The following is a 19,774-nucleotide window of genomic DNA, read 5'->3' as shown; positions in this document are numbered from 1 at the left end:
CATCGGCACAGAAGAGTTCACGCATGCTTCTCCGTTTCAAATCGCTGTGGGCGCACCACCGCGCGGCTCTGTTGGCATTCCTGGGGTTTGTCTGCGTGGCGGGGTATTTCGGGTTCAATGCGATCGGCGCGGCGATCTACTGGAACGACCCCCGCCATCAGGATCAACCGCTCGCCCCCTGGATGACGCCGCGATATGTCGCGCAGTCCTATGACATTCCGCCCGATGTCCTTGGCCCAGCCCTGTTCTTCGAGCCGGGTGATCCGCCCCGCCGACGCAGGCTCGAGGACATCGCCGCCGCCAATGGCGTGACACTCGCTGACCTGCAGCAGCGGGTCCTGGAAGCCACCGCTGCTCATCGGGCCAATCGCGATGACTGAGATAATTCTTGATCTCATGACGGACTACGGCGTTCTGATCCTTTTTGTCGTCACGTTCCTGTCGTGCCTATGCGTCCCGATCCCGTCTTCGCTGATGATGCTGGCCGGGGGCAGCTTTGCCGCAACAGGCGATCTTGATACGACGACGACCGTCGCCGCAGCCTATGGCGGCGCAGTCGCGGGCGACAATTCCGGCTATTTTCTTGCGCGAAGATTTGGACGTCGTATCTCGGACTGGCTTGACGCGAACCCCAAGCGGGCAAAGCTGCGGGATGGTGCCAAATCCTACATGGATCGAAAAGGCCCGATCAGCGTGTTCCTGTCCTGCTGGCTGGTCGCCCCGCTTGGCCCCTATGTAAACCTCGTCAGCGGCATCACAGGGTACAACTGGGTCAAATTCGCCCTCTGGGGTGCGGCGGGAGAAGTCTTTTGGGTCGGGATCTACATTGGTCTTGGCTACAGCTTCTCTGACCAGATCACCACGCTTGCGACAATGCTTGGCAACGCAAGCGGTTTTCTGGTGGCCTTGCTGGCAGTTATCGCAATGGGCCACTGGCTTTGGAAAGTAAGCAAGCGCGACGCGTCCCATTCGCACGGCAATATCGCCTGACAACTCCGCCGCCGCGACATCGGCGGACAGCGCCGCTTCTCCGCGCTATCGGCCCTGCCCTGGCATCGCAGCTTCTGATGCTCTGTCCTGACGCCGCATGTGACGACGGTGATTGTCCCGTTGAAATATGTTAGTCTCTGTCCCGCCCCCCGAGGGAACCTGGGCCCTCCCGATCAGCGGAGACTGCAGATGACCGTCCCCTCCCCCCTCACCGATGACAGATACTGGCTGGCCTGGACCGGCATGGAGACCGACCTGATCTTCAACCAAGGCTACGACCTGCCGGAATTCGCCGCATTCCCGATGATCGACAGCGATGCGGGCCGGACCCACCTGCGGGGCTACTACGACGCCTTGCTGACCATCAGTCGCGACACCGGCGTGGGCGTCATCCTCGATACGCCCACCTGGATGGCCAATCCCGACCGTGCCGCGGCGGTCGGCTATGCGGCGGAGGATCTGCCTCGGGTCACCCGGGACGCGGTCACGCTGGTGCGTGACATATTGGCGGCCAACCCCGGCGTTGCCGCAGTCGCAAGCGTCCAGATCGGTCCCCGGGGCGACGGATACGCCGCCGGACAGGCCGACGCAGAGGAAGCGGGCCGATACCACGGGCCCCAGATCGACGCCGCCCGCGCCGCCGGGGCGGACATCGTCGCGGCCTATACCCTGGGATCGTCTGCCGAAGCGATCGGCATCGCCCGCGCCGCCAGCCGCGCGACCCTGCCCGCGCTGATCTCCTATACGGTCGAAACCGACGGAAAACTTGCCGACGGCACCCCCCTGTCAACGGCGGTGGCACACCTGAAACAGGCCGCGCCCGATGTCACCGTCATGGTGAACTGTGCCCACCCGGATCACATCGCCTGCGGTCTGGACGGCGGTGCCTGGCAACGGGACCTGTCTGGCATCATCGCCAACGCCTCCCGACAAAGCCATGAGGAACTGGACAACGCCACGGTACTGGATGACGGCAACCCGGCAGAGCTGGGCCAACAACTGCACGGCATGGCACGGGAAAGCGCCGCCATCCGCGTCGTCGGCGGCTGCTGCGGTACAGATCTGCGCCACCTGCGAGAGATCGCCGAACGTCTGGGCCGCGTGGACCGACCTGCCTAGCGCTGCGAGGTCCGCCAGTCGAGGTGAATCCAGGGGGCCGTGTCACAGCCGGGCAACCGCTTGCCAAGTATATGATCCGCCGCCTTCTCACCCACCATGATCGACGGGCCGTTCAGGTTGCCGTTAGTGATCTGCGGAAAGATCGAGCTGTCGGCCACGCGCAGCCCCTCGACCCCGATCACGCGGCATTCCGGGTCGACCACCGCACCGGGATCACCCGCCGCACCCATCCGACAGGTGCCGCAGGGGTGATAGGCGCTCTCCACGTGTTCCATGATGGCGGCATCCAGCTCCGCATCGGTTTGCACGGCTGCGCCGGGCTGGATCTCATGCTTGCGGAAGGGGGCAAAGGCGTCCTGCGCGAAAATCTCCCGCGTGAGCCGGATGCATGTTCGGAAATCTTCCCAATCCTGCGGGTCGGACATGTAGTTGAACAGGATGCGCGGCTTGTCCGCCGGGTCCCCGGACCGCAAGGTCACCGCCCCCCGCGAGGCCGAGCGCATCGGCCCGACATGGGCCTGAAACCCATGCCCCTCGGCGGCGGCCTGTCCGTCATAGCGCACGGCAAGCGGCAGGAAATGATACTGGATATCCGGATAGTCGACCCCGGCCCTTGACCGGATGAACGCACAGCTTTCGAAATTGTTGGTCGCCCCCGGTCCGGTCCGCGTGAACAGCCAGCGCGCGCCCACATAGGCCTTGCCCAGCAGGTTCCAGTACCGGAACAACGTGACCGGCTGGGACGCGGCCATCTGGATATACATCTCCAGATGGTCCTGCAGGTTCTGGCCTACGCCCGCGCGGTCGGCCCGCACGTCGATGCCATGCTCTGCCAGATGCGCGCCCGGCCCGATGCCCGACTGCATCAGCAACTTGGGCGAGTTGATCGAGCTGGCGGCGATGATCACCTCCGCGCGCGCCTCGACGACCTGCCCGCCCGCCAGCTGCACGCCGGTCGCGCGCCCGTCGAAGAAAACAACCCGCTCCGCCATACCATGCACCACTTCGCAGCGCTGCGTGGCCCGCGCGGGCTTCAGGTAGGCATTCGCCGCCGACCAGCGGCGGCCCTTCCAGACGGTCTGCTCCATCGGGCCGAAGCCTTCCTGCTTCTCGCCGTTGTAATCGTCCGTGGTTTCATAACCCGCTTGCCGCCCGGCATCGACGAACGCCTGATACAAGGGGTTTTCCCGCGTGCCCCGCGACACATGCAGCGGCCCATCCGTGCCGCGCCAATCCGGGTCGCCGCCATGACCGTTCGCGTGCCAATGCTCCATCCGCTTGAAATACGGCAGCACATCGCCGTACCCCCAACCGCTGGCCCCCATCTCGGCCCAGGTGTCGAAATCGCGGGCATGGCCGCGCACATAGACCATGCCGTTGATCGACGACGACCCGCCCAGCACCTTGCCACGCGGCGTGGCCAGGACGCGCCCGCCCAGATGCGGCTCCGGCTCGCTCTCGAAGCCCCAGTCGTAGCGCGCCATGTTCATCGGGAACGACAGCGCGCCCGGCATCTGGATCAACGGCCCCGCATCGGTGCCACCGTATTCCACCACCAGAACCGTATGCCCGGCCTCGACCAGACGATAGGCCAGCGCACAACCCGCCGACCCCGCGCCAACGATGACGTAATCCGCAACCATGGTCATGCGTTCAGATACCCAAGAAGAAGAGACAGAAAGGCCCCGACATGGACCACCATGATGGCGCGGTCGTTCCACATCACCCCGACCGCGAACCACAGGCCGATGCCCAGGAAGAAGGCAAAGATGTTCCAGGGCACGATTCCCAATCCGGTCAGTCCATAACCAACCAGTTGGACGATGGTCGCGATCCACTTGACCGCATCAACCGGTGCCAGGCGTGCGGCGGTCAAAATGCCGCCTCCACCTTGGACATGCCGACATAGACGGTCTGCACCTCGGTGAAGTGATCCATCGCCATGCGCGCGTTTTCGCGCCCGATGCCCGACTGCCTGGACCCGCCGAACGGCATGCCCGCTGGCGTCAGGTTGTACTGGTTGATCCAGCAGGTTCCCGCCATCAACTGCGCCACGACGCGGTGCGCCCGCGTGATGTCGCGCGTGAACAGACCCGCCGACAGGCCGAACTGCGTGGCATTGGCCCGCGCGATCACCTCATCCTCGTCGCGGAAGGTCAGGACCGACATCACCGGGCCGAACACCTCTTCGCGCACGACCGTCATGTCGTCCGTCAGATCCGCCAGCACCGTGGGCGCGATCCAGGCCCCCTCCCGGTCCAGCCGGGTGCCGCCGGTCACGACCCGCGCGCCTTCGGTCCGGGCCACCTGCAGATAGCGCATCACGATGTCGGCCTGCGCCTCGGTGGTCATCGGCCCATAGTTGACCGCTTCGTCCAGAGGGTCCCCCATCACGACCCCCTCCAACCGGTCGGCCAAACGGGTCAGGAACGCCTCGGCGATGTCCTCATGCACGAACACCCGCGTGCCGTTGGAACAGATCTGCCCCGAGGAATAAAAGTTGCCGTTGATCGCCCCGGAAATCGCATCTTCCAGATCGGCGTCTTCAAACACCAGGATCGGTGACTTGCCCCCCAGTTCCATCGTGACATGCTTCATGGCCCCCGAGGCCGCGCCCGCGACCTTGCGCCCCGTGGGCACCGACCCGGTCAGCGATACCTTCGCCACCCGCGCGTCCCCGGTCAGGGCACCGCCCACGGCCCCCCTGCCCTGCACCACGTTGAACAGACCCGCAGGCAGACCCGCCTCGACCAGGATCTCGGCTACCTTCAGCGCGCAAAGCGGCGTCGCCTCAGACGGCTTGAAGATCATGGCATTGCCGGTGGCCAGCGCGGGTGCCCCCTTCCAGCAGGCGATCTGCGTGGGATAGTTCCAGGCCCCGATGCCCACGCAAACCCCAAGGGGCCGCCGGATCGTATAGGCCCAATCGCCGCCGAACTGCATCGACGTGCCGGTCACGTCCACGGCCAGCCCGCCGAAATACTCCAAGGCATCCGCGCCCGAGGCCGCGTCGGCCACAAGCGTTTCCTGCAACGGCTTGCCTGTATCCAGCGTCTCCAGAACCGACAGCTCGCGGTTGCGCGCCCGGATCATCCCGGCCGCCCGCTTCAACACGCGCCCCCGCTCCGCCGGGTCCGTCGCGGCCCAGGCGACCTGCGCCCGCGCAGCCGAGGCCAGCGCCTGTTCGATGACCGCTTCGGTCGCTTCATGGACCGTGGCGATCACCTCGCCCGTGGCCGGATAGATCACCTCGATCGGGGCCCCCGCCGTATCCTCGACATAGGCCCCATCCACAAAATGACTGGCCACGGGCTGTGCATTCGGTCGGTTCATCTCGGTCCTTACTGCCCCGTCCGGGGCTTCTTCTCGGCAAAAATACTCGGGGGAGGCGCGCATGCGCCGGGGGCGAAGCCCCTACTCCCCGCGCGGAAAACGCTGGTTCTCTTCCAGCACGTTCAGATCCATGTGGTTGCGCATGTAGCGTTCCGAGGCGACGCGCATCGGTTGCCAGTCCCAGGGGTAGTAGCCGCCCTGCCGCAACGCCTCATAGACAACCCACCGCCGCGCCTGGCTCTCGCGGACCTCGGCGTCGAACCGCTCCAGGTCCCACCGGCGATCCGCCTCGGCGCGCAACGCAGACAACCTCTCCCCATGGGCCGGATCCTCGGCCAGGTTCACCAACTCATGCGGGTCGGCGGCCAGGTCGAACAGCTGTTCGGGGTCCAGCGAACAGCGGGTGTATTTCCACTGCCCCGACACCAGCGCCACCATCGGCGCATAGGACCCCTCGGCCGCGTATTCCATCGCCACCGGCGTCTCGCGCCGTCCCCCCTGCCCCAGCGGCACCAGGCTTTCGCCCGTGGTCCAGGGCGCGACCTCGGCGATGTCGACCCCGGCCAGATCGCAGAGCGTCGGGCAGACGTCGATGTTCGACACCGGGGTCTCGTCGAGGCCGGGCTCGATGCCCGGCGAGGCGAGCATCATGGGCACGCGGGCCGATCCCTCCAGGAAGGACATCTTGTACCACAGCCCCCGCTCGCCCAGCATGTCACCGTGGTCGCTGACAAACAGGATGACAGCGTCCTGCCGCGTCTCCTCCAGAACCCGCAGCACCTCGCCCACCTTCTCATCCAGGTAGGAGATGTTGGCGAAATAGGCCTGCCGCGACCGCCGCACGTCTTCCTTGGTAACCTCGAAGTTGCCGCGATCGTTGGCGTCCAGGATGCGCCTGGAATGCGGATCGTGGGCGTCATAGGCCATCTCGCCCACCTCCGGCTCCAGCCGGTCGCAGTCCTCATACAGATCCCAGAACTTCTTGCGCGCCACATAGGGGTCATGCGGATGGGTAAAACTGACGGTCAAACACCAGGGCCGCGCGTCGTGTCCCCGCGCGGCATCATAGAGCCACTGCATCGCCTTGTGGGCCACGTCGTCATCGTATTCCATCTGGTTGGTGATCTCGGCCACGCCGGCCCCGGTGACCGAGCCCATGTTGTGATACCACCATTCGATCCGCTCGCCGGGTTTGCGGTAATCCGGCGTCCAGCCGAAATCCGCAGGATAGATGTCGGTGGTCAGCCGCTCCTCCAACCCGTGCAGCTGATCGGGACCGACGAAATGCATCTTGCCCGACAGACAAGTGCGATATCCCGCGCGCCGCAGGTGATGCGCATAGGTCGGAATGTCGGACGAAAACTCGGCGGCGTTGTCATAAACCCGCGTGCGCGACGGCAGCAGGCCCGACATGAACGACGCCCGCCCCGGCGCGCAGAGCGGCGAGGCGGTATAGCAATTGCGGAACCGCCGCGACTTCGCCGCCAGTGCCTTCAGGTTCGGCGCATGCAGGAAATCGGCAGGGCCGTCGGGAAACAGCGTCCCGTTCAGCTGATCGACCATCAGGATGAGAATATTGGGCCTTGTCTCGGTGTTCATCGCGTCCCCCGGTTCACATAGTCCATCACCAGCTCGACCGCCCTGTCGCCATCCGCCCCGCTCAGGGCCTGGCGCACATAAAGACCGTCGATCATCGCGGCGATCCCCTCTGCCAAGGCGCCGGGATCGGCACAGCGTCCACGCAGCCCGACCAACAGGTTCGACCGCAATCGCCTTTGGTAGAGACGCAAAAGCCTCCGCGTCCCTTCGTCCCGCTGCGCATGCACGTAGAAATTCAGCCAGGCGGCGACCACATCCTGGCGGAAGTTCGAGGGCGCGAAACTGGTCCGAACGATCGCCTCGATCCGCGCTTCGGGGGTCGTCACACCGGCCAATGCCGCGCGCACCTCGGCGCCGAACAAGGCCAGCACATGCCGCATGGACGCAATCAGCATCCGGTCCTTGGAGCCGAAGTAATGATGCGCCAGCGCGGGCGACATTCCTGCCCGCCGCGCGATTTTCGCCACGGTCACATCCAGTGTGCCGGCGGCGCCGATCTCGGCAATGGCTGCCTGCACCAGGGCGTTACGGCGTTCGATTTCGGGTTTCGGGATCATGGCCTGCTACGTTGATTGACGGATCAATCAACGTAAAACCCCAAGTCATCGGGTCGAGTCAAGCCCCGCTCAGGCCCCCTCGGCCCGAACCACAATCCGCCGCCCCGGCCCCATCTCTGCTTCTACGGCCTCGTCCAGGACGCGACGCAGATGCGTTTCGATGTAATGCGCCGCAAAGCGCGTGGGCGCGGTCAGCTCCACCCGCTCTGCGTCATTCACGGTCAGGCGCAGCGGCGCGATCCAGGCGGCATGCATGGCCGCATCGATCAACTTCAACCGCCGCGACACGGCGCGCCAACTGCCCGGTTCGGGTCTTGTCTCGTCTCTGGTCTGGGCAAAATCCGCTGTGATCACATTCGTCGCGACTGGCTGCGGCGTCATCCGTTCAGCGTAGTCCGGTCCGATCAGGGGCCACAGATCCGACGCCTGTTGCCAGATCTCGACCATGTCCAGGCGATAGGCCCCTGCCCTGCCCCGCACGCCCTGGCGTTTGCAGATGACCAACCGCCCATCCAGCCAGGCTTTGACTTCGCGTTTCACAGTCCGCTCCGTCACACCCCACATCCGCGCCATGTCCCGTTGCGGAACACACAATTCGTCCGCGCGCCAATTGTATCGCGCGGTGATCAACAGGATCAGTCGCAGAACCGAGGCTTGCGCCCCTCCGCCGCGGTGCAGGCCGATTGCGCTGAGCGCGGTCAGCACGTCATACTTGGCCGAAGCCGCTTGCGGCCCGGTCAGCCGCAGGGTGTCCATCTTCATCGCGTCGCCCTCTTCGTGGCTGGTGCGTCTGTTCGATTCTGTCCTCGGCTTCAGAAGGTCGTAAGTCGCGTCTTCTGTCAACGGTTTCCGAGATACGGGATTTCACCTCGTCCAGATCATCTCAAAGAGAATCTGGTTATATTGGTTAAGGGGGACACCCCATGTCACCCCAAGCGACCACCGGTGTCACCAAATAGAGCCTGTTTCGACAGGGCGATCCGATCGCTGCTGCGTGTTTCAGCGACACCTTTGCGCAAGAACGCGATTTTCGGTTTTGCCAAGTTCTCGATTTCCCGTTATTCCGAACCGGAAGCCCGAAAACAAGAGGCAGAGCAAGAGGACAGCATGCGCGACCATTCCGACCTATTGACCATGAACGAACGCAGCCTGAGCCAGCAGGCCGCCGTGCGCCGCGCGACCTTCTCCCCCGGAGAAGTGAAGGAGCTGCGGCCCTTCTCCATCTGGGAGATCAGTCAGTTCATGTTCGACGTCCCCGCCGACACGCTGCGCAAGAAGCTCGCCGATGACCCCTCCCTGCCGCAGGGCACGGTCGAGGAGGACGGCCGGCAGCGTTGGTTCTCTCTTCAGGACATCAACGAGCTGCGCCGCCGTCTTCGCTTCCGTGGCAAGACCCTCCTGCCCCACAGGCCCAAGGGCCGCGCGATGCGGGTGGCGGTGTCCAACTTCAAGGGCGGTGTCGGCAAGACCGTGGTGGCACAGCATCTGGCCCACGCCGCCGCGCTCGATGGTTACCGGGTGCTCTGCGTCGATTTCGATCCTCAGGCCACGTTGACCCATTCCATGGGGCTGGTCGAGGTGAAGGAGTGGAACACCGTCTGGGGGATCATGTGTCGCGATCTGTGTCGCGAGGCAGACCGCATCACCGCCACCTACGACGATCCCGATGATTGCCCCTACCCGTCCAGCGACGAGCTGCCCGACGACGTGCAGAGCATCGGGGCCCAGCGGGTTCAGGACTTCATCCAGCGGACCTGCTGGCCGACCATCGACATCATCCCCAGCTGTGCCAACGCGGCCTTTGTCGAGTTCGCCTCGGCGCAGTACCGGGCATTGCACAAGGCCTGGACGTTCTTTGGCTGTGTGGCCCGCTATCTCGATGAGCTGCCTGACGATCAGTATGACATCATCATCTTCGATTGCCCGCCCGCCATCGGCTATCAGTCGCTGAACGCCGCCTTCGCCTCGGACATTCTCTATATCCCGTCGGGCCCCGGATACTGGGAGTATGATTCCACAACGTCGTTCCTCGGTCAGTTGGGCGATGCTCTGGCCGACATTTCCGAAGGGTTCACCGGCATCGCCGAGGAGGCAGGGCTGACCTTGCCGAAAACCTTCCGCGACATCCGTCTGCTGATGACCCGGTACGAGACGACCAACCCGCTGCATGCCGCGATGTCCGATGCCTTCGCCAATGTTTTCGGGGCCGACGTTTGCCGTCACCCGGTCGAGATGACGCGCGCGGTCGAACAGTCCGGCCGGTTCCAGATGTCGGTCTACGAGCAGGATTACCGGCAGATGACCCGCGAAACCTGGAAGCGTGCGCGCCAGAGTTTCGACCGCGCTTACGGCGAGTTCAAGGAAACGGTGCTGACCGCCTGGGAGGCTGACGCCTCGGTGAAAGGAGATGTGGCATGACGTCCAAGAACAAGTTCGGCTTTGCCCCCATCGATACGCCCGCGGTCAAGCGGGATCGCCGGCCGGGTCCCATGGGGGCGGCCGTGCGCGAAACCGCCGAGACGTTGCACGAGACGACCGAAGCCAAGATCGAACAGCGCAGGCGCAATGCCGAGGACGCCAAGGCCTGGCGCGAGGCGCAGGAGGCGGGGCACGTCCTGCTGTCTCTGCCGCTGGACCGGATCGGGACCGAGGCCTTGCCACGGGATCGGCTGGACCTGGAGGCTGTCGCCGCCTCCGATGAGATGGAGGAGTTGAAAGCCTCGATCCGCGCACGGGGTCAACGCGAACCGATCGAGGTCTGGGCCGAAGGTGACGGCTACCAGCTCAAGAAGGGATGGCGTCGCCTGACCGCGCTGCGGCAGCTTCACGACGAGACGGGGGACGATCGGTTTGCCATGGTTGTCGCGCGGGTCGAGGGCGGTGCTGATGACCGGTTGGCCCGCTATGTCGACATGGTCGAGGAGAACGTGGTCCGCGAGGATCTGACCTTTGCCGAGATGGCGCAGGTCGCGATTTCCGCGGCAGAGGACCCGGCGGTGGATGAGATCGATCCAGATGCGATGGTCGCCCGGCTTTATGCGTCGCTGCACAAGACCAAGCGGTCCTATATCAAGGCGTTCGTCTGGATGCTGTCGATCCTGGGGGCAGACCTGCGGTTTCCGAAGGCGGTGGGCCGCGACCTCGGGGTGTCTGTTGCGCGTGCGTTGCGGGTGCCCGGCGAGGTGGAGACCTTGCGGGCTCGGTTGGCCACGGCAGAGGATGCCCAGGCGCAGAACCGTCTGCTGCAAGGTTTCGTCGAGGCGGAAAAACGTGGTGCGGGTCAGGGTGCGGCGCGTCCAGCGATGGCCAAGCTGGAGTTTCGCGTCGGCGCCTTGAAGGTCACGGCACGGGACGGAGAGTTCCGCGTGGTGAGTGACACCAATTTTGCCCAGATGCCGCGCGATCGGCTGGAGGCGGCGGTAAAGGCCTTTGAGGCGGAATTGGCGCGCGGACCGCGCATCCGCAAATTGTGACGGTTACCGGCCGGTAACCGGGGCAGGGGACGGTGATCCGATCACCGGTTACCGGCTGGTAACCTGATCTAACCAATTGATAAAAAACAAAAGGCCCGCCAGAAGGCGGGCCTTTCCACTTCGGTAACGCTGATCAGAACGGGCTGTCGGGATAGTAGAATTCAAGCGCGTTGTCGGGCGTGATCAGAACCGATCCGATGGTGAACGTTCCCGCGACCGGCGCGGTCGAGGTCATGCCCACAGCTGTCATCTCGATGGCGGTGGCGATCATCGACGGCGGATAGGTCACGTTGGCGGGGACCATCGTGTCGCCGTCCGCCGTGCGCTTGACCATTTCCTTCATGCCGGCACCGCCCAGGACGAACTGGATGTCATCGCGACCCGCAGCCTCGATGGCGGCCAGGACACCGATGGCCATGTCGTCGTCGGACGCCCAGACCGCGTCCAGCTGCGGATGCTTGGACAGGAAGTCCTGCATCACGGTGAAGCTGTCGTCGCGGTTCCAGTTGCCGTGCTCCATGTCCACGATCTCGATGCCGGAGCCTTCGATGGCGGTCTGGAAACCTTCGACCCGTTCGTTGTCGATGGTGGTGGGGATGCCGCGCAGGGCGACGATCTTGCCGCCGTCGGGCATCTTGCTGACCATGTATTCACCAGACACACGGCCAAAGCCGGGGTTGTCGCCTGCAACATACAGATCCTCGATCCCCGCAATCGCCAGGCCCCGATCGACCACGGTGACCCAGGCCCCGGCGTCGGAAACGGCCTTGACCGGACCGGTCAGCGGCTCGGATTCGAACGGCAGAACGACGAGCGCCGAGATGTCGCGCGTGGCGAGCATATCCTCGATATCGTTCACCTGCTTGGAGGGGTCCGACGCGGTGGCCAGCACGAAGTCGAGCTGGGGATAGACCTCCTCCAGGCGGTTGACGGCCTGCTGCGCGTGGAAGTTCATGCCCCCCGCCCAGCCGTGGGTGGCCGCCGGAATGGACACGCCGATGACTTTGACGTCCTGCGCAAGCGCGGGCAGGGCGGTTGTTGCGGCAAGCAGGGCCGCGATCGCAAAATGTTTCATGGTTTCTCTCCCTTTATGGTTGAACCTCGGGCCCTCCTCAGCCCTCGGCCTTTCGCTCCCGTTGCAGGATCACAGCGAGAATGATGATGACGCCCTGAATGGCCCCGTTCAGATAGGGGCTGACCCCGTCGGTCAGGTTCAGGATGTTGTCGATGAGGCTTAGGATCAGGACACCGATCACGGTGCCCCAGACCCGGCCGAAGCCACCCTTGAGCATGGTGCCGCCGATGATGACGGCGGCAATCGCCTCCAGCTCCCACAACACACCGGTGGACGACGAGGCGGAGCCGAGGCGCGGCACATACATGATGGTCGCGACGCCGACGAGGATGCCCAGGAACACGTAGGTCAGCATACGCACCCGGATGACGTTGACCGAGGAATAGCGCGCCACCTGGTCGTTGCTGCCAACGGCGGCCGCGTGGCGGCCAAAGGCGGCACGGCGCATCACGATCTCGCCCGTGATGGCGACCAGGGCGAAAACGATGATGGGAAAGCTGATGCCCAGGATGCCATCGTAATAGATCGGGCGGATCACGCTGCGCATGCCGAAATCAAGCGACAGGGTGCCGCCGTCCGCCAGCCAGGTGACCAGGCTGCGGTAGATGCCCATGGTGCCCAGCGTGACGATGAACGCCTCGATCCGCATGGTGGTGATCAGAAAGCCGTTGACCGCGCCGGCAAAGACGCCCGCAACCAGCGCGGTGGCCATGCCGACAAAGACCAGCGGCCAGCCGGGGCCCATGCTATCCAGCAGGCCGTTCATCACGAGGATCATAAGACCCGCGATGAAGGCCGCCATCGAGCCGACGGACAGGTCCAGTCCGCCGCTTGTGATCACAAATGTCATGCCCACGGCGATGATGCCGATAAAGGCGGAGCGCGACAGGACGTTGGTGATGTTGCCCGCGCTCAGGAAGTTGGAATTGAGCAGCGCGCCCACGATGATCAGCGCCACCAACGCCAGGATCGGGCCCAGGACCTTCAGGTCCAGCGAAAGGCGCGATTGCGCCGGTTTGTCGATCGCGGTCATGCGGCCCCCCGGATGCCGTCCAACCCCATCGCGAGGCGGACGATCCTGTCTTCTGTGATGTCGTTTCCGGTCAATTCCCCCGCAACAGAGCCTGTTCGCATGACGATCACACGGTCGGACAGACCGATGACCTCCTGCATTTCGGAGGAGATGACGATGATGCTCTTGCCGGTTGCGGCAAGCGCGTGGATGAATTCGTAGATCTGCTGTTTGGTGCCGATGTCGATGCCGCGCGTGGGTTCGTCGATGATGACGATCTCGGGCTCGGCCAGCATGGTTTTCGCCAGCAGCAGCTTTTGCTGATTTCCGCCGGACAGGTTGCCGACGTTGACGGCGCGGTGCGGCGCGCGGATGTCGAAGTCCGTGATCGCGCGATCCAGGGCGCGATCTTCGGCGGCCTCGTCGATCAACAGGCCGGTGAAATCCGCCAGGCTTTGCAGCGTCAGGTTTTCGCGCATGCCCTTGGTCAGCAGCAGGCCGCGTTCCTTGCGGTCCTCGGTCAGGTAGGCGACGCCCGCATTCAGGGCGGCGCGGGGGCGGTCGAAGGTGACCGGCTGTCCGCGCAGTGTGATCACACCGCTAGCGGAGCGGAGGCCGACCAGTCCCTCCATCGTTTCGGTGCGACCTGATCCGATCAGCCCGGCGATGCCCAGGATCTCGCCCTTGTGCAGGTCGAAATCGACGTTCCTGGCAAACTTCGGCACGGTCAGACCCTTGACCGACAGCACCACCTCGGACCCGACGGGGGCGGTGCGGGCGGGGTAAAGGGACGACACGTCGCGCCCGACCATGGCGGTGGCCATGTCGTCTTCGGACAGGGTGTCGGTCGTGGTCTGGGCGACCACGTGGCCGTCGCGCAAGACGGTGACCCGGTCCGAGATACGCTTGACCTCGTCCAGCTTGTGAGAGGTGAACAGGATCGCCACGCCTTCGCGACGCAGACGGTCGACCTGTTCGAACAGCACCTCCGCTTCGCGTTCGGTCAGAACGGCGGTGGGTTCGTCCATGATCAGGACGCGGGCATCCCGGCTGAGCGCCTTGGCGATTTCCACCATCTGCTTGTCGGGGTTGGAGATGTCGCGCACCCGCGCACCCGGCGCAACGCCACAATTCAACCGATCCAGCAGGGCGCGGGTGCGGTCGCGCATGGCGCGCTTGTCCAGGAACAGACCCTTTTTCAGCTCGTGCCCCAAAAAGATGTTCTGTTCGACCGTCAATTGCTCGGCCAGGTTGAACTCCTGATGGATCAGCACCACGCCCCGCGCCTCGGCGTCCTGGCTGTCGGCAAAGGTCACCGGCTGATCGTCCAGCAGGACCTGCCCTGCCGTGGGGGCGAGGTAGCCGGACATGATCTTCATCGTGGTCGACTTGCCGGCCCCGTTTTCACCGATCAAGGCGTGAACCTCGCCCGGCATCAGGTCCAGCGTGATGCCATGCAGAACCTGCACGGCCCCAAAGCTGCGGTCGATGGCACGGAGGGTGAGTTTCACAGCGTGACCCAGGCGGCGTTGCGCTTGTTCGACCGGACGCAGGCATCCACAAATCGCATGCCCCGCAGGCCCTGTTCGATCCCCGGCAGCAGGGTTTCGGGCGTCTCGCCGCGCGCGTGGGCCTCGATCAGGTCGGCGGCCTCGCTGTAGAGATTTCCGAACCCCTCCAGATAGCCCTCGGGGTGGCCGGGGGGGACGCGGGTGCCGGTGGTCTGGGTAAAGCCGGGACCGGCGCGGGTGATGGTGCGCGGTGGTTCGCCATAGGGGGAATGGGTCAGGACGTTCGGGTTCTCCTGCGCCCATTCGAGGCCGCCATTCTCGCCGTAGACGCGGATACGCAATCCGTTTTCGTTGCCCGGCGCCACCTGCGACGTCCAGAGCATGCCGCGCGCGCCGCCGTCGAACCGCAGCATGACGTGAATGTTGTCATCCAGCAGGCGACCGGGGACGAAGGTGTGCATGTCGGCGGCCAGGCTTTCGACCCGCTGGCCGGTGATGAACTCGGCCAGGTTGTGCGCGTGGGTGCCGATGTCGCCGACGCAGTTGCCGGCGCCGGTCTTGGCGGGATCGTTGCGCCATTCGGCCTGTTTCTGGCCCTCGGATTCCAAGGGCGTTGTCAGCCAGTCCTGCGGATATTCCACCTGCACCACGCGGAGTTCGCCAAGCGTGCCATCGGCCACCATCGCCCGCGCCTGCCGCACCAGCGGATAGGCAGTGTAATTGTGGGTCAGGATGAACAGCGCGTCGCTGTCCTCTACCGCGCGGGCCAGCTTCTTGGCCTCGGGCAGGGTCGCGGTCAGGGGTTTGTCGCAGATGACGTGAATGCCGCGTTTCAGGAACTCGCGCGCGGCGGGGGCGTGCATGTGGTTGGGCGTGACGATGGCGACGGCCTGAATGCCGTCCTTCAGCCGCGCCTCGCGCTTGGCCATGGCGGTGAAGTCATCATAGCTGCGCGCCGGGTCGAGGCCCAGCTCGGCCCCGCTTTCACGGGCGCGTTCGGGGGTGGAGGACAGGGCACCCGCGACGAAATCATAGCGGTCGTCCATTCGGGCGGCGAGGCGGTGGACGGCGCCGATAAAGGCGCCCGTTCCGCCGCCGACCATGCCAAGCCGGATGCGCCCGCTCATCGGTCCAACCCCAGCATGCGGCGGTTGCCTGCGTCGTCGGCCCCGCCATCGGCGAAATCGTCGAAGGCCTTATCGGTCACGCGGATGATGTGCTGCCGGACGAATTCGGCCCCTTCGCGGGCCCCGTCTTCGGGGTGTTTGAGAGCGCATTCCCATTCGACCACGGCCCAACCGTCGAAGTCGTTCGCGGCCATCTTGGAAAAGACGGCCCCGAAATCGACCTGACCGTCGCCAAGCGACCGGAAGCGGCCCGCGCGGTTCACCCAGGGCTGATAGCCGCCATAGACACCCTGTCGCCCGGTTGGATTGAACTCCGCGTCCTTGACGTGGAACATCTTGATGCGGTCGGCGTAAATGTCGATGTTGTCCAGATAATCCAGGCATTGCAGGACGTAGTGCGACGGATCGTAGAGCATGTTGGCGCGCGCGTGATTGTCCACGCGGTCCAGGAACATCTCGAAGGTGACGCCGTCGTGCAGATCCTCGCCCGGGTGGATTTCATAGCAGATGTCGACGCCATTTTCCTCGGCGTGATCCAGGATCGGGCGCCAGCGTTTGGCCAGCTCGTCGAAGGCGGCCTCGACCAGACCGGCGGGGCGTTGCGGCCAGGGGTAGACGTAGGGCCAGGCCAGCGCCCCGGAGAATGTGACGTGTTCGGCGATGCCCAGGTTCCGAGACGCGGAAATCGCCTGCATCATCTGATCCACGGCCCAGGCTTGCCGCGCCTTGGGGTCGCCGTGAACCGAGGGGGCGGCAAAGCCGTCGAAAGCGGTGTCATAGGCGGGGTGGACGGCGACGAGCTGGCCTTGCAGGTGGGTCGATAGTTCGGTCACTTCGACGCCGTTGGCTGCTGCCTGGCCCTTGAAGTCGTCGCAGTAGGTCTTGGACGTGGCGGCCTTGGACAGGTCGAACAGCCGGGCATCCCAGCTGGGCACCTGCACACCCGCATAGCCGCAATCGGCCGCCCATTTCGTGATGCTGTCCCAGGAATTGAACGGCGCCTCGTCCCCGGCGAACTGTGCCAGGAACAGGGCCGGGCCCTTGATCGTCTTCATGTCGTCCTCCCATCCCGGTGCGCCGCCTCCTCGCGACTCAGCCAGTGATGTAATCGTTTACATAGCTTGGAGCGTCTGGCAAGTCTTTCGTAACGGGGGCAGTTGAGGGTCATGAGACGTAGGGCAGGGATCGCGGATGTGGCGCAGGCGGCGGGGGTTTCGACCGCCACGGTCAGCCGCGCGTTGTCGATGCCGGAACGTGTCGGGGCGGAAACCCGTGCCCGCGTCTTGAAGGCAGTCGCAGCAACGGGTTACCGCGCAAATGCCGCTGCGCGGGATCTGCGGCAGCGACGCGCGCGGGCGGTGACCCTGCTGGCGCCCAACCTGGCCAATACGTTCTTCAGCCGTATCGTGGCCGCTGTGCAGGATGTGGCCGGGGACGCCGGCCTGACGGTCCAGATTTCTGATTCGCTGGTAGAAGTGCCGCGCCTTGCGGGGCTTGGCGTGGATGGGCGCAGCGACGGGGTGCTGCTGTTGGATGGGGGTCTGCCGGCCGAGATGGTGCGCGGCTGGGACGTTCCGGTGATCATGGTCTGCGAATGGATCGAGGGGGCCGATCTGCCGGGGGTTCGGATCGACAACCGGGCCGGTGCGCGGATGGCGGTGCAGCATCTCTTGGATCTGGGGCATCGCCACATTGCCTGTCTGGGGGGGCCGGGTGGCAACGTGCTGAGCCGGGCGCGCGCGGACGGCTGGCGTGCGGCATTGGCGGGGGCGGGCGTGGGACATCGGCCCGGCGACTTGATGCCCGGCGATTTCACCATGGAACGCGGGGCTCGCGCCGCACGGGACTGGGCCGCCATGGCCCCGCGTCCGACGGCGGTGTTCTGCACCTCGGACGAAAGCGCGCTCGGCTTCATTTCTGAATGCGACCGGATGGGCCTGCGGGTGCCCGACGACGTGTCGGTCATCGGATTTGACGACATCGAGTTTTCCGACCGGTTCATCCCGCCGCTGACCACGATCCATCAGCCGCGCGCGGCCCTGGGCCGGTTGGCGGCCGAACGCCTGGTCGCGGCAGTGACCGCAGGCGCGGCCCTGTCGCCGGAGCAGTCCATTCTGGACTGCCGGTTGCAGGTGCGCGGCAGCACCGCCCCGGTCTAGGGCCGGATCGCCGCGCGGCCTAGGGGCGCAATGTCATGCCAACATACCGGTGTCGCCATCCACGGCGATGGCCTGACCGGAAATGGTTCGTCCGCGCGGACTGGCCAGAAACAGGATCTGATCGGCCAGTTGGCGCGCGGTCACGTAGTCCTTGATCGACACGCGGGAGAACGCTTCGGACTCGATCTCGGCAAACGGCAGGCCGCGGGCCTGGGCGCGCGCCTCCATCACGCGGCGCTGGCGGTCACCGGCGACAAGGCCGGGCAGGATCGCATTGGCGCGTATCCCGTCGGGGCCAAGTTCGATGGCCAGGGATTTCGTCAGCCCGATCACCCCCCATTTCGCCGCCGCATATGGGGCGCGGCGGGCAAAGCCGACCTTTCCAGCGGCGGACGACATGTTGACGATGGACGCGTTGCTGCTGTTGCGCAGCGAGGGGATCGCGGCGCGGGTGATGTTGAACTGCCCGGTCAGGCAGACATCCAGCGTGCGGGCCCAATCGTGGGGATCGATATCCTCCAGCGGGGCGGTGGGACCGGCAATGCCCGCGTTGTTCACCAGCGTATCCAGCCCGCCCAGATGCGCGACGGCCCGGGCCACGAAATCCGCCGCCGCCCCTGTGTCGGCTACGTCGCAGGGGCGGGCCCAGACCTGGGGCAGGGCGGTCGTCAGGTCGTTCAGCGCCCCGGCATCGACGTCGCAGGTGGCGACGCGCGCGCCCTCTTCGACGAAGGCCTGCACGATCTCCCGGCCGATGCCGGCCGCGCCCGCCGTGATGATCACGCGGGAATCTTTCAGTTGCATGTCCATGGTGCGCCCCCTTTGCTGGGCATCAAGGCGGAAGGGCAGGGCGCAGGCAAGCCCGCCTCGCCCGAAGGAGGAGACACGATGCCCCGCAAGGTCATGATCACCTGTGCCGTCACCGGCGCCATTCACACCCCCACCATGTCCCCGCATCTGCCGATCACGCCCAGCGAGATCGCCGAGGCCGCCATCGGCGCGGCGCAGGCGGGGGCGGCGCTGGTTCACATCCACGCGCGCGACCCGGTGACCGGCGCGCCGGATCAGGCCCCCGAGGCCTTTGCCCCGATCCTGGGCGTGATCAAGCAAGGCTGCGATGCGGTCATCAACATCACCACGGGCGGGTCGCCCACGATGTTGGTCGAGGAGCGGATGAAACCGGCGGTCCATTACGCGCCGGAGGTGGCCTCGCTTAACATGGGCACGATGAATTTCGGGCTCTATCCCATGGTCGACCGCTTCCCGGAGTTTCAGCACCCATGGGAGCGGCCCTATCTGGAAGGGTCGCGCGACCGGATATTCCGCAACACCTTTGCGGACATCGAGGCGATTCTGACTGCCTGCGCCGAAAGCGGCACCCGGTTCGAGATCGAATGCTACGACATCGGGCATCTTTACACGCTCGCCCATTTCGTAGATCGTGGTTTGGTCAGACCACCTTTCTTCGTTCAATCGGTTTTCGGTATCCTTGGCGGCATCGGGGCGCACCCCGAAGATGTCGCTCACATGAAGCGCACGGCGGACCGTCTGTTCGGTTCCGACTACCAATGGTCGGTCCTGGGGGCCGGGAAGAACCAGCTTTCGATTGCGGTGCAGTCGGTTGCCTTGGGCGGTCATGTGCGCGTGGGACTGGAAGATAGTCTCTGGATAGGGCCGAAACGCCTGGCGCGGACCAATGCCGAGCAGGTCCAAAAGGCCCGCGCCATGATCGAGGCCCTGGGGTTGGAGGTCGCGACGCCGGCAGATGCTCGTGAGATGCTGGCATTGAAAGGGGGCGATCGGGTGAATTTCTGATTGG

19 protein-coding genes are annotated in these 19,774 nt (G+C 65.1%); 7 read left to right on the top strand and 12 right to left on the bottom strand.

Going from position 1 to position 19,774, the window contains the following annotated elements:
• Positions 1-23 precede the first annotated feature (23 nt).
• The 3 genes from K3551_RS19555 (at position 24) to K3551_RS19545 (ending at position 2,109) form a co-directional block, all read left to right on the top strand.
• Complete coding sequence (locus K3551_RS19555; protein ID WP_259920304.1) at positions 24-380, top strand: hypothetical protein; 357 nt, start codon at positions 24-26, stop codon at positions 378-380.
• Positions 373-990, top strand: a complete 618-nt coding sequence (locus K3551_RS19550; RefSeq protein WP_259920302.1) for a DedA family protein — start codon at positions 373-375, stop codon at positions 988-990. The genes K3551_RS19555 and K3551_RS19550 overlap by 8 nt, the downstream gene beginning before the upstream one ends.
• A gap of 189 nt (positions 991-1,179) precedes the next feature.
• A complete protein-coding gene (locus K3551_RS19545) occupies positions 1,180-2,109 on the top strand; it encodes a homocysteine S-methyltransferase family protein (protein ID WP_259920299.1) in 930 nt (309 codons plus the stop codon).
• On the opposite strand, the gene betA is transcribed toward K3551_RS19545, so the two are convergent.
• From betA to K3551_RS19515, 6 genes are all read right to left on the bottom strand, one after another.
• Complete coding sequence (gene betA / locus K3551_RS19540; RefSeq protein ID WP_259920399.1) at positions 2,106-3,752, bottom strand: choline dehydrogenase; 1,647 nt, start codon at positions 3,750-3,752, stop codon at positions 2,106-2,108. The genes K3551_RS19545 and betA overlap by 4 nt on opposite strands.
• A 2-nt stretch (positions 3,753-3,754) precedes the next feature.
• On the bottom strand, positions 3,755-3,985 hold the full coding sequence (locus K3551_RS19535) for a DUF6552 family protein (RefSeq protein ID WP_259920296.1): 231 nt from the start codon (positions 3,983-3,985) through the stop codon (positions 3,755-3,757).
• Positions 3,982-5,442 carry a betaine-aldehyde dehydrogenase gene (gene betB / locus K3551_RS19530; RefSeq protein ID WP_259920293.1) on the bottom strand — a complete coding sequence of 487 codons (1,461 nt, stop codon included), beginning with the start codon at positions 5,440-5,442 and terminating at the stop codon, positions 3,982-3,984. The genes K3551_RS19535 and betB overlap by 4 nt, the downstream gene beginning before the upstream one ends.
• Positions 5,443-5,523: 81 nt before the next feature.
• Positions 5,524-7,041, bottom strand: coding sequence for a choline-sulfatase (betC, locus tag K3551_RS19525; protein WP_259920291.1), 1,518 nt, complete (start codon positions 7,039-7,041; stop codon positions 5,524-5,526).
• A complete protein-coding gene (gene betI / locus K3551_RS19520) occupies positions 7,038-7,595 on the bottom strand; it encodes a transcriptional regulator BetI (protein ID WP_409197439.1) in 558 nt (185 codons plus the stop codon). Before betI ends, betC begins: the two co-directional genes overlap by 4 nt.
• A gap of 72 nt (positions 7,596-7,667) precedes the next feature.
• Positions 7,668-8,360: a DnaA N-terminal domain-containing protein gene (locus tag K3551_RS19515; RefSeq protein ID WP_259920285.1), complete on the bottom strand. Its 693-nt coding sequence runs from the start codon at positions 8,358-8,360 to the stop codon at positions 7,668-7,670.
• Positions 8,361-8,705: 345 nt separating this feature from the next.
• On the opposite strand from K3551_RS19515, the gene K3551_RS19510 reads away from it, so the two are divergent.
• Positions 8,706-10,016: an AAA family ATPase gene (locus K3551_RS19510; RefSeq protein ID WP_259920282.1), complete on the top strand. Its 1,311-nt coding sequence runs from the start codon at positions 8,706-8,708 to the stop codon at positions 10,014-10,016.
• The gene (locus K3551_RS19505; RefSeq protein ID WP_259920280.1) at positions 10,013-11,071 is read left to right on the top strand and encodes a ParB N-terminal domain-containing protein; all 1,059 of its coding nucleotides are present in this window, start codon (positions 10,013-10,015) and stop codon (positions 11,069-11,071) included. Before K3551_RS19510 ends, K3551_RS19505 begins: the two co-directional genes overlap by 4 nt.
• Positions 11,072-11,204: 133 nt before the next feature.
• On the opposite strand, the gene K3551_RS19500 is transcribed toward K3551_RS19505, so the two are convergent.
• The 5 genes from K3551_RS19500 to K3551_RS19480 are packed head-to-tail and all read right to left on the bottom strand — an operon-like array spanning position 11,205 to position 16,851.
• Positions 11,205-12,146 (bottom strand): ABC transporter substrate-binding protein, encoded by a 942-nt coding sequence (locus K3551_RS19500; RefSeq protein ID WP_259920279.1) that lies wholly within the window; start codon positions 12,144-12,146, stop codon positions 11,205-11,207.
• Positions 12,147-12,183: 37 nt separating this feature from the next.
• On the bottom strand, positions 12,184-13,179 hold the full coding sequence (locus tag K3551_RS19495; protein ID WP_259920277.1) for an ABC transporter permease: 996 nt from the start codon (positions 13,177-13,179) through the stop codon (positions 12,184-12,186).
• Entirely contained in the window at positions 13,176-14,669 is a 1,494-nt protein-coding gene (locus K3551_RS19490; protein ID WP_409197438.1) for a sugar ABC transporter ATP-binding protein, read from the bottom strand. The genes K3551_RS19495 and K3551_RS19490 overlap by 4 nt, the downstream gene beginning before the upstream one ends.
• Entirely contained in the window at positions 14,666-15,796 is a 1,131-nt protein-coding gene (locus K3551_RS19485) for a Gfo/Idh/MocA family protein (protein WP_259920273.1), read from the bottom strand. Before K3551_RS19485 ends, K3551_RS19490 begins: the two co-directional genes overlap by 4 nt.
• The gene (locus K3551_RS19480) at positions 15,793-16,851 is read right to left on the bottom strand and encodes a sugar phosphate isomerase/epimerase (RefSeq protein ID WP_259920271.1); all 1,059 of its coding nucleotides are present in this window, start codon (positions 16,849-16,851) and stop codon (positions 15,793-15,795) included. Before K3551_RS19480 ends, K3551_RS19485 begins: the two co-directional genes overlap by 4 nt.
• 111 nt (positions 16,852-16,962) lie before the next feature.
• Here K3551_RS19480 and K3551_RS19475 point away from each other — a divergent pair, with 111 nt between their 5' ends.
• The gene (locus tag K3551_RS19475) at positions 16,963-17,955 is read left to right on the top strand and encodes a LacI family DNA-binding transcriptional regulator (RefSeq protein ID WP_259920269.1); all 993 of its coding nucleotides are present in this window, start codon (positions 16,963-16,965) and stop codon (positions 17,953-17,955) included.
• 33 nt (positions 17,956-17,988) lie between these two features.
• Here the strand turns inward: K3551_RS19475 and K3551_RS19470 are convergent, their stop codons facing one another.
• Complete coding sequence (locus K3551_RS19470; RefSeq protein WP_259920394.1) at positions 17,989-18,765, bottom strand: SDR family oxidoreductase; 777 nt, start codon at positions 18,763-18,765, stop codon at positions 17,989-17,991.
• 78 nt (positions 18,766-18,843) lie between these two features.
• On the opposite strand from K3551_RS19470, the gene K3551_RS19465 reads away from it, so the two are divergent.
• Positions 18,844-19,770 (top strand): 3-keto-5-aminohexanoate cleavage protein, encoded by a 927-nt coding sequence (locus tag K3551_RS19465; protein WP_259920391.1) that lies wholly within the window; start codon positions 18,844-18,846, stop codon positions 19,768-19,770.
• Positions 19,771-19,774: the final 4 nt, after the last annotated feature.

The sequence above is a fragment of the Jannaschia sp. M317 genome (assembly GCF_025141175.1).
In the GTDB taxonomy this organism is placed as follows: domain Bacteria; phylum Pseudomonadota; class Alphaproteobacteria; order Rhodobacterales; family Rhodobacteraceae; genus Jannaschia.
This window is presented reverse-complemented; position numbering and strand designations above follow the sequence as displayed.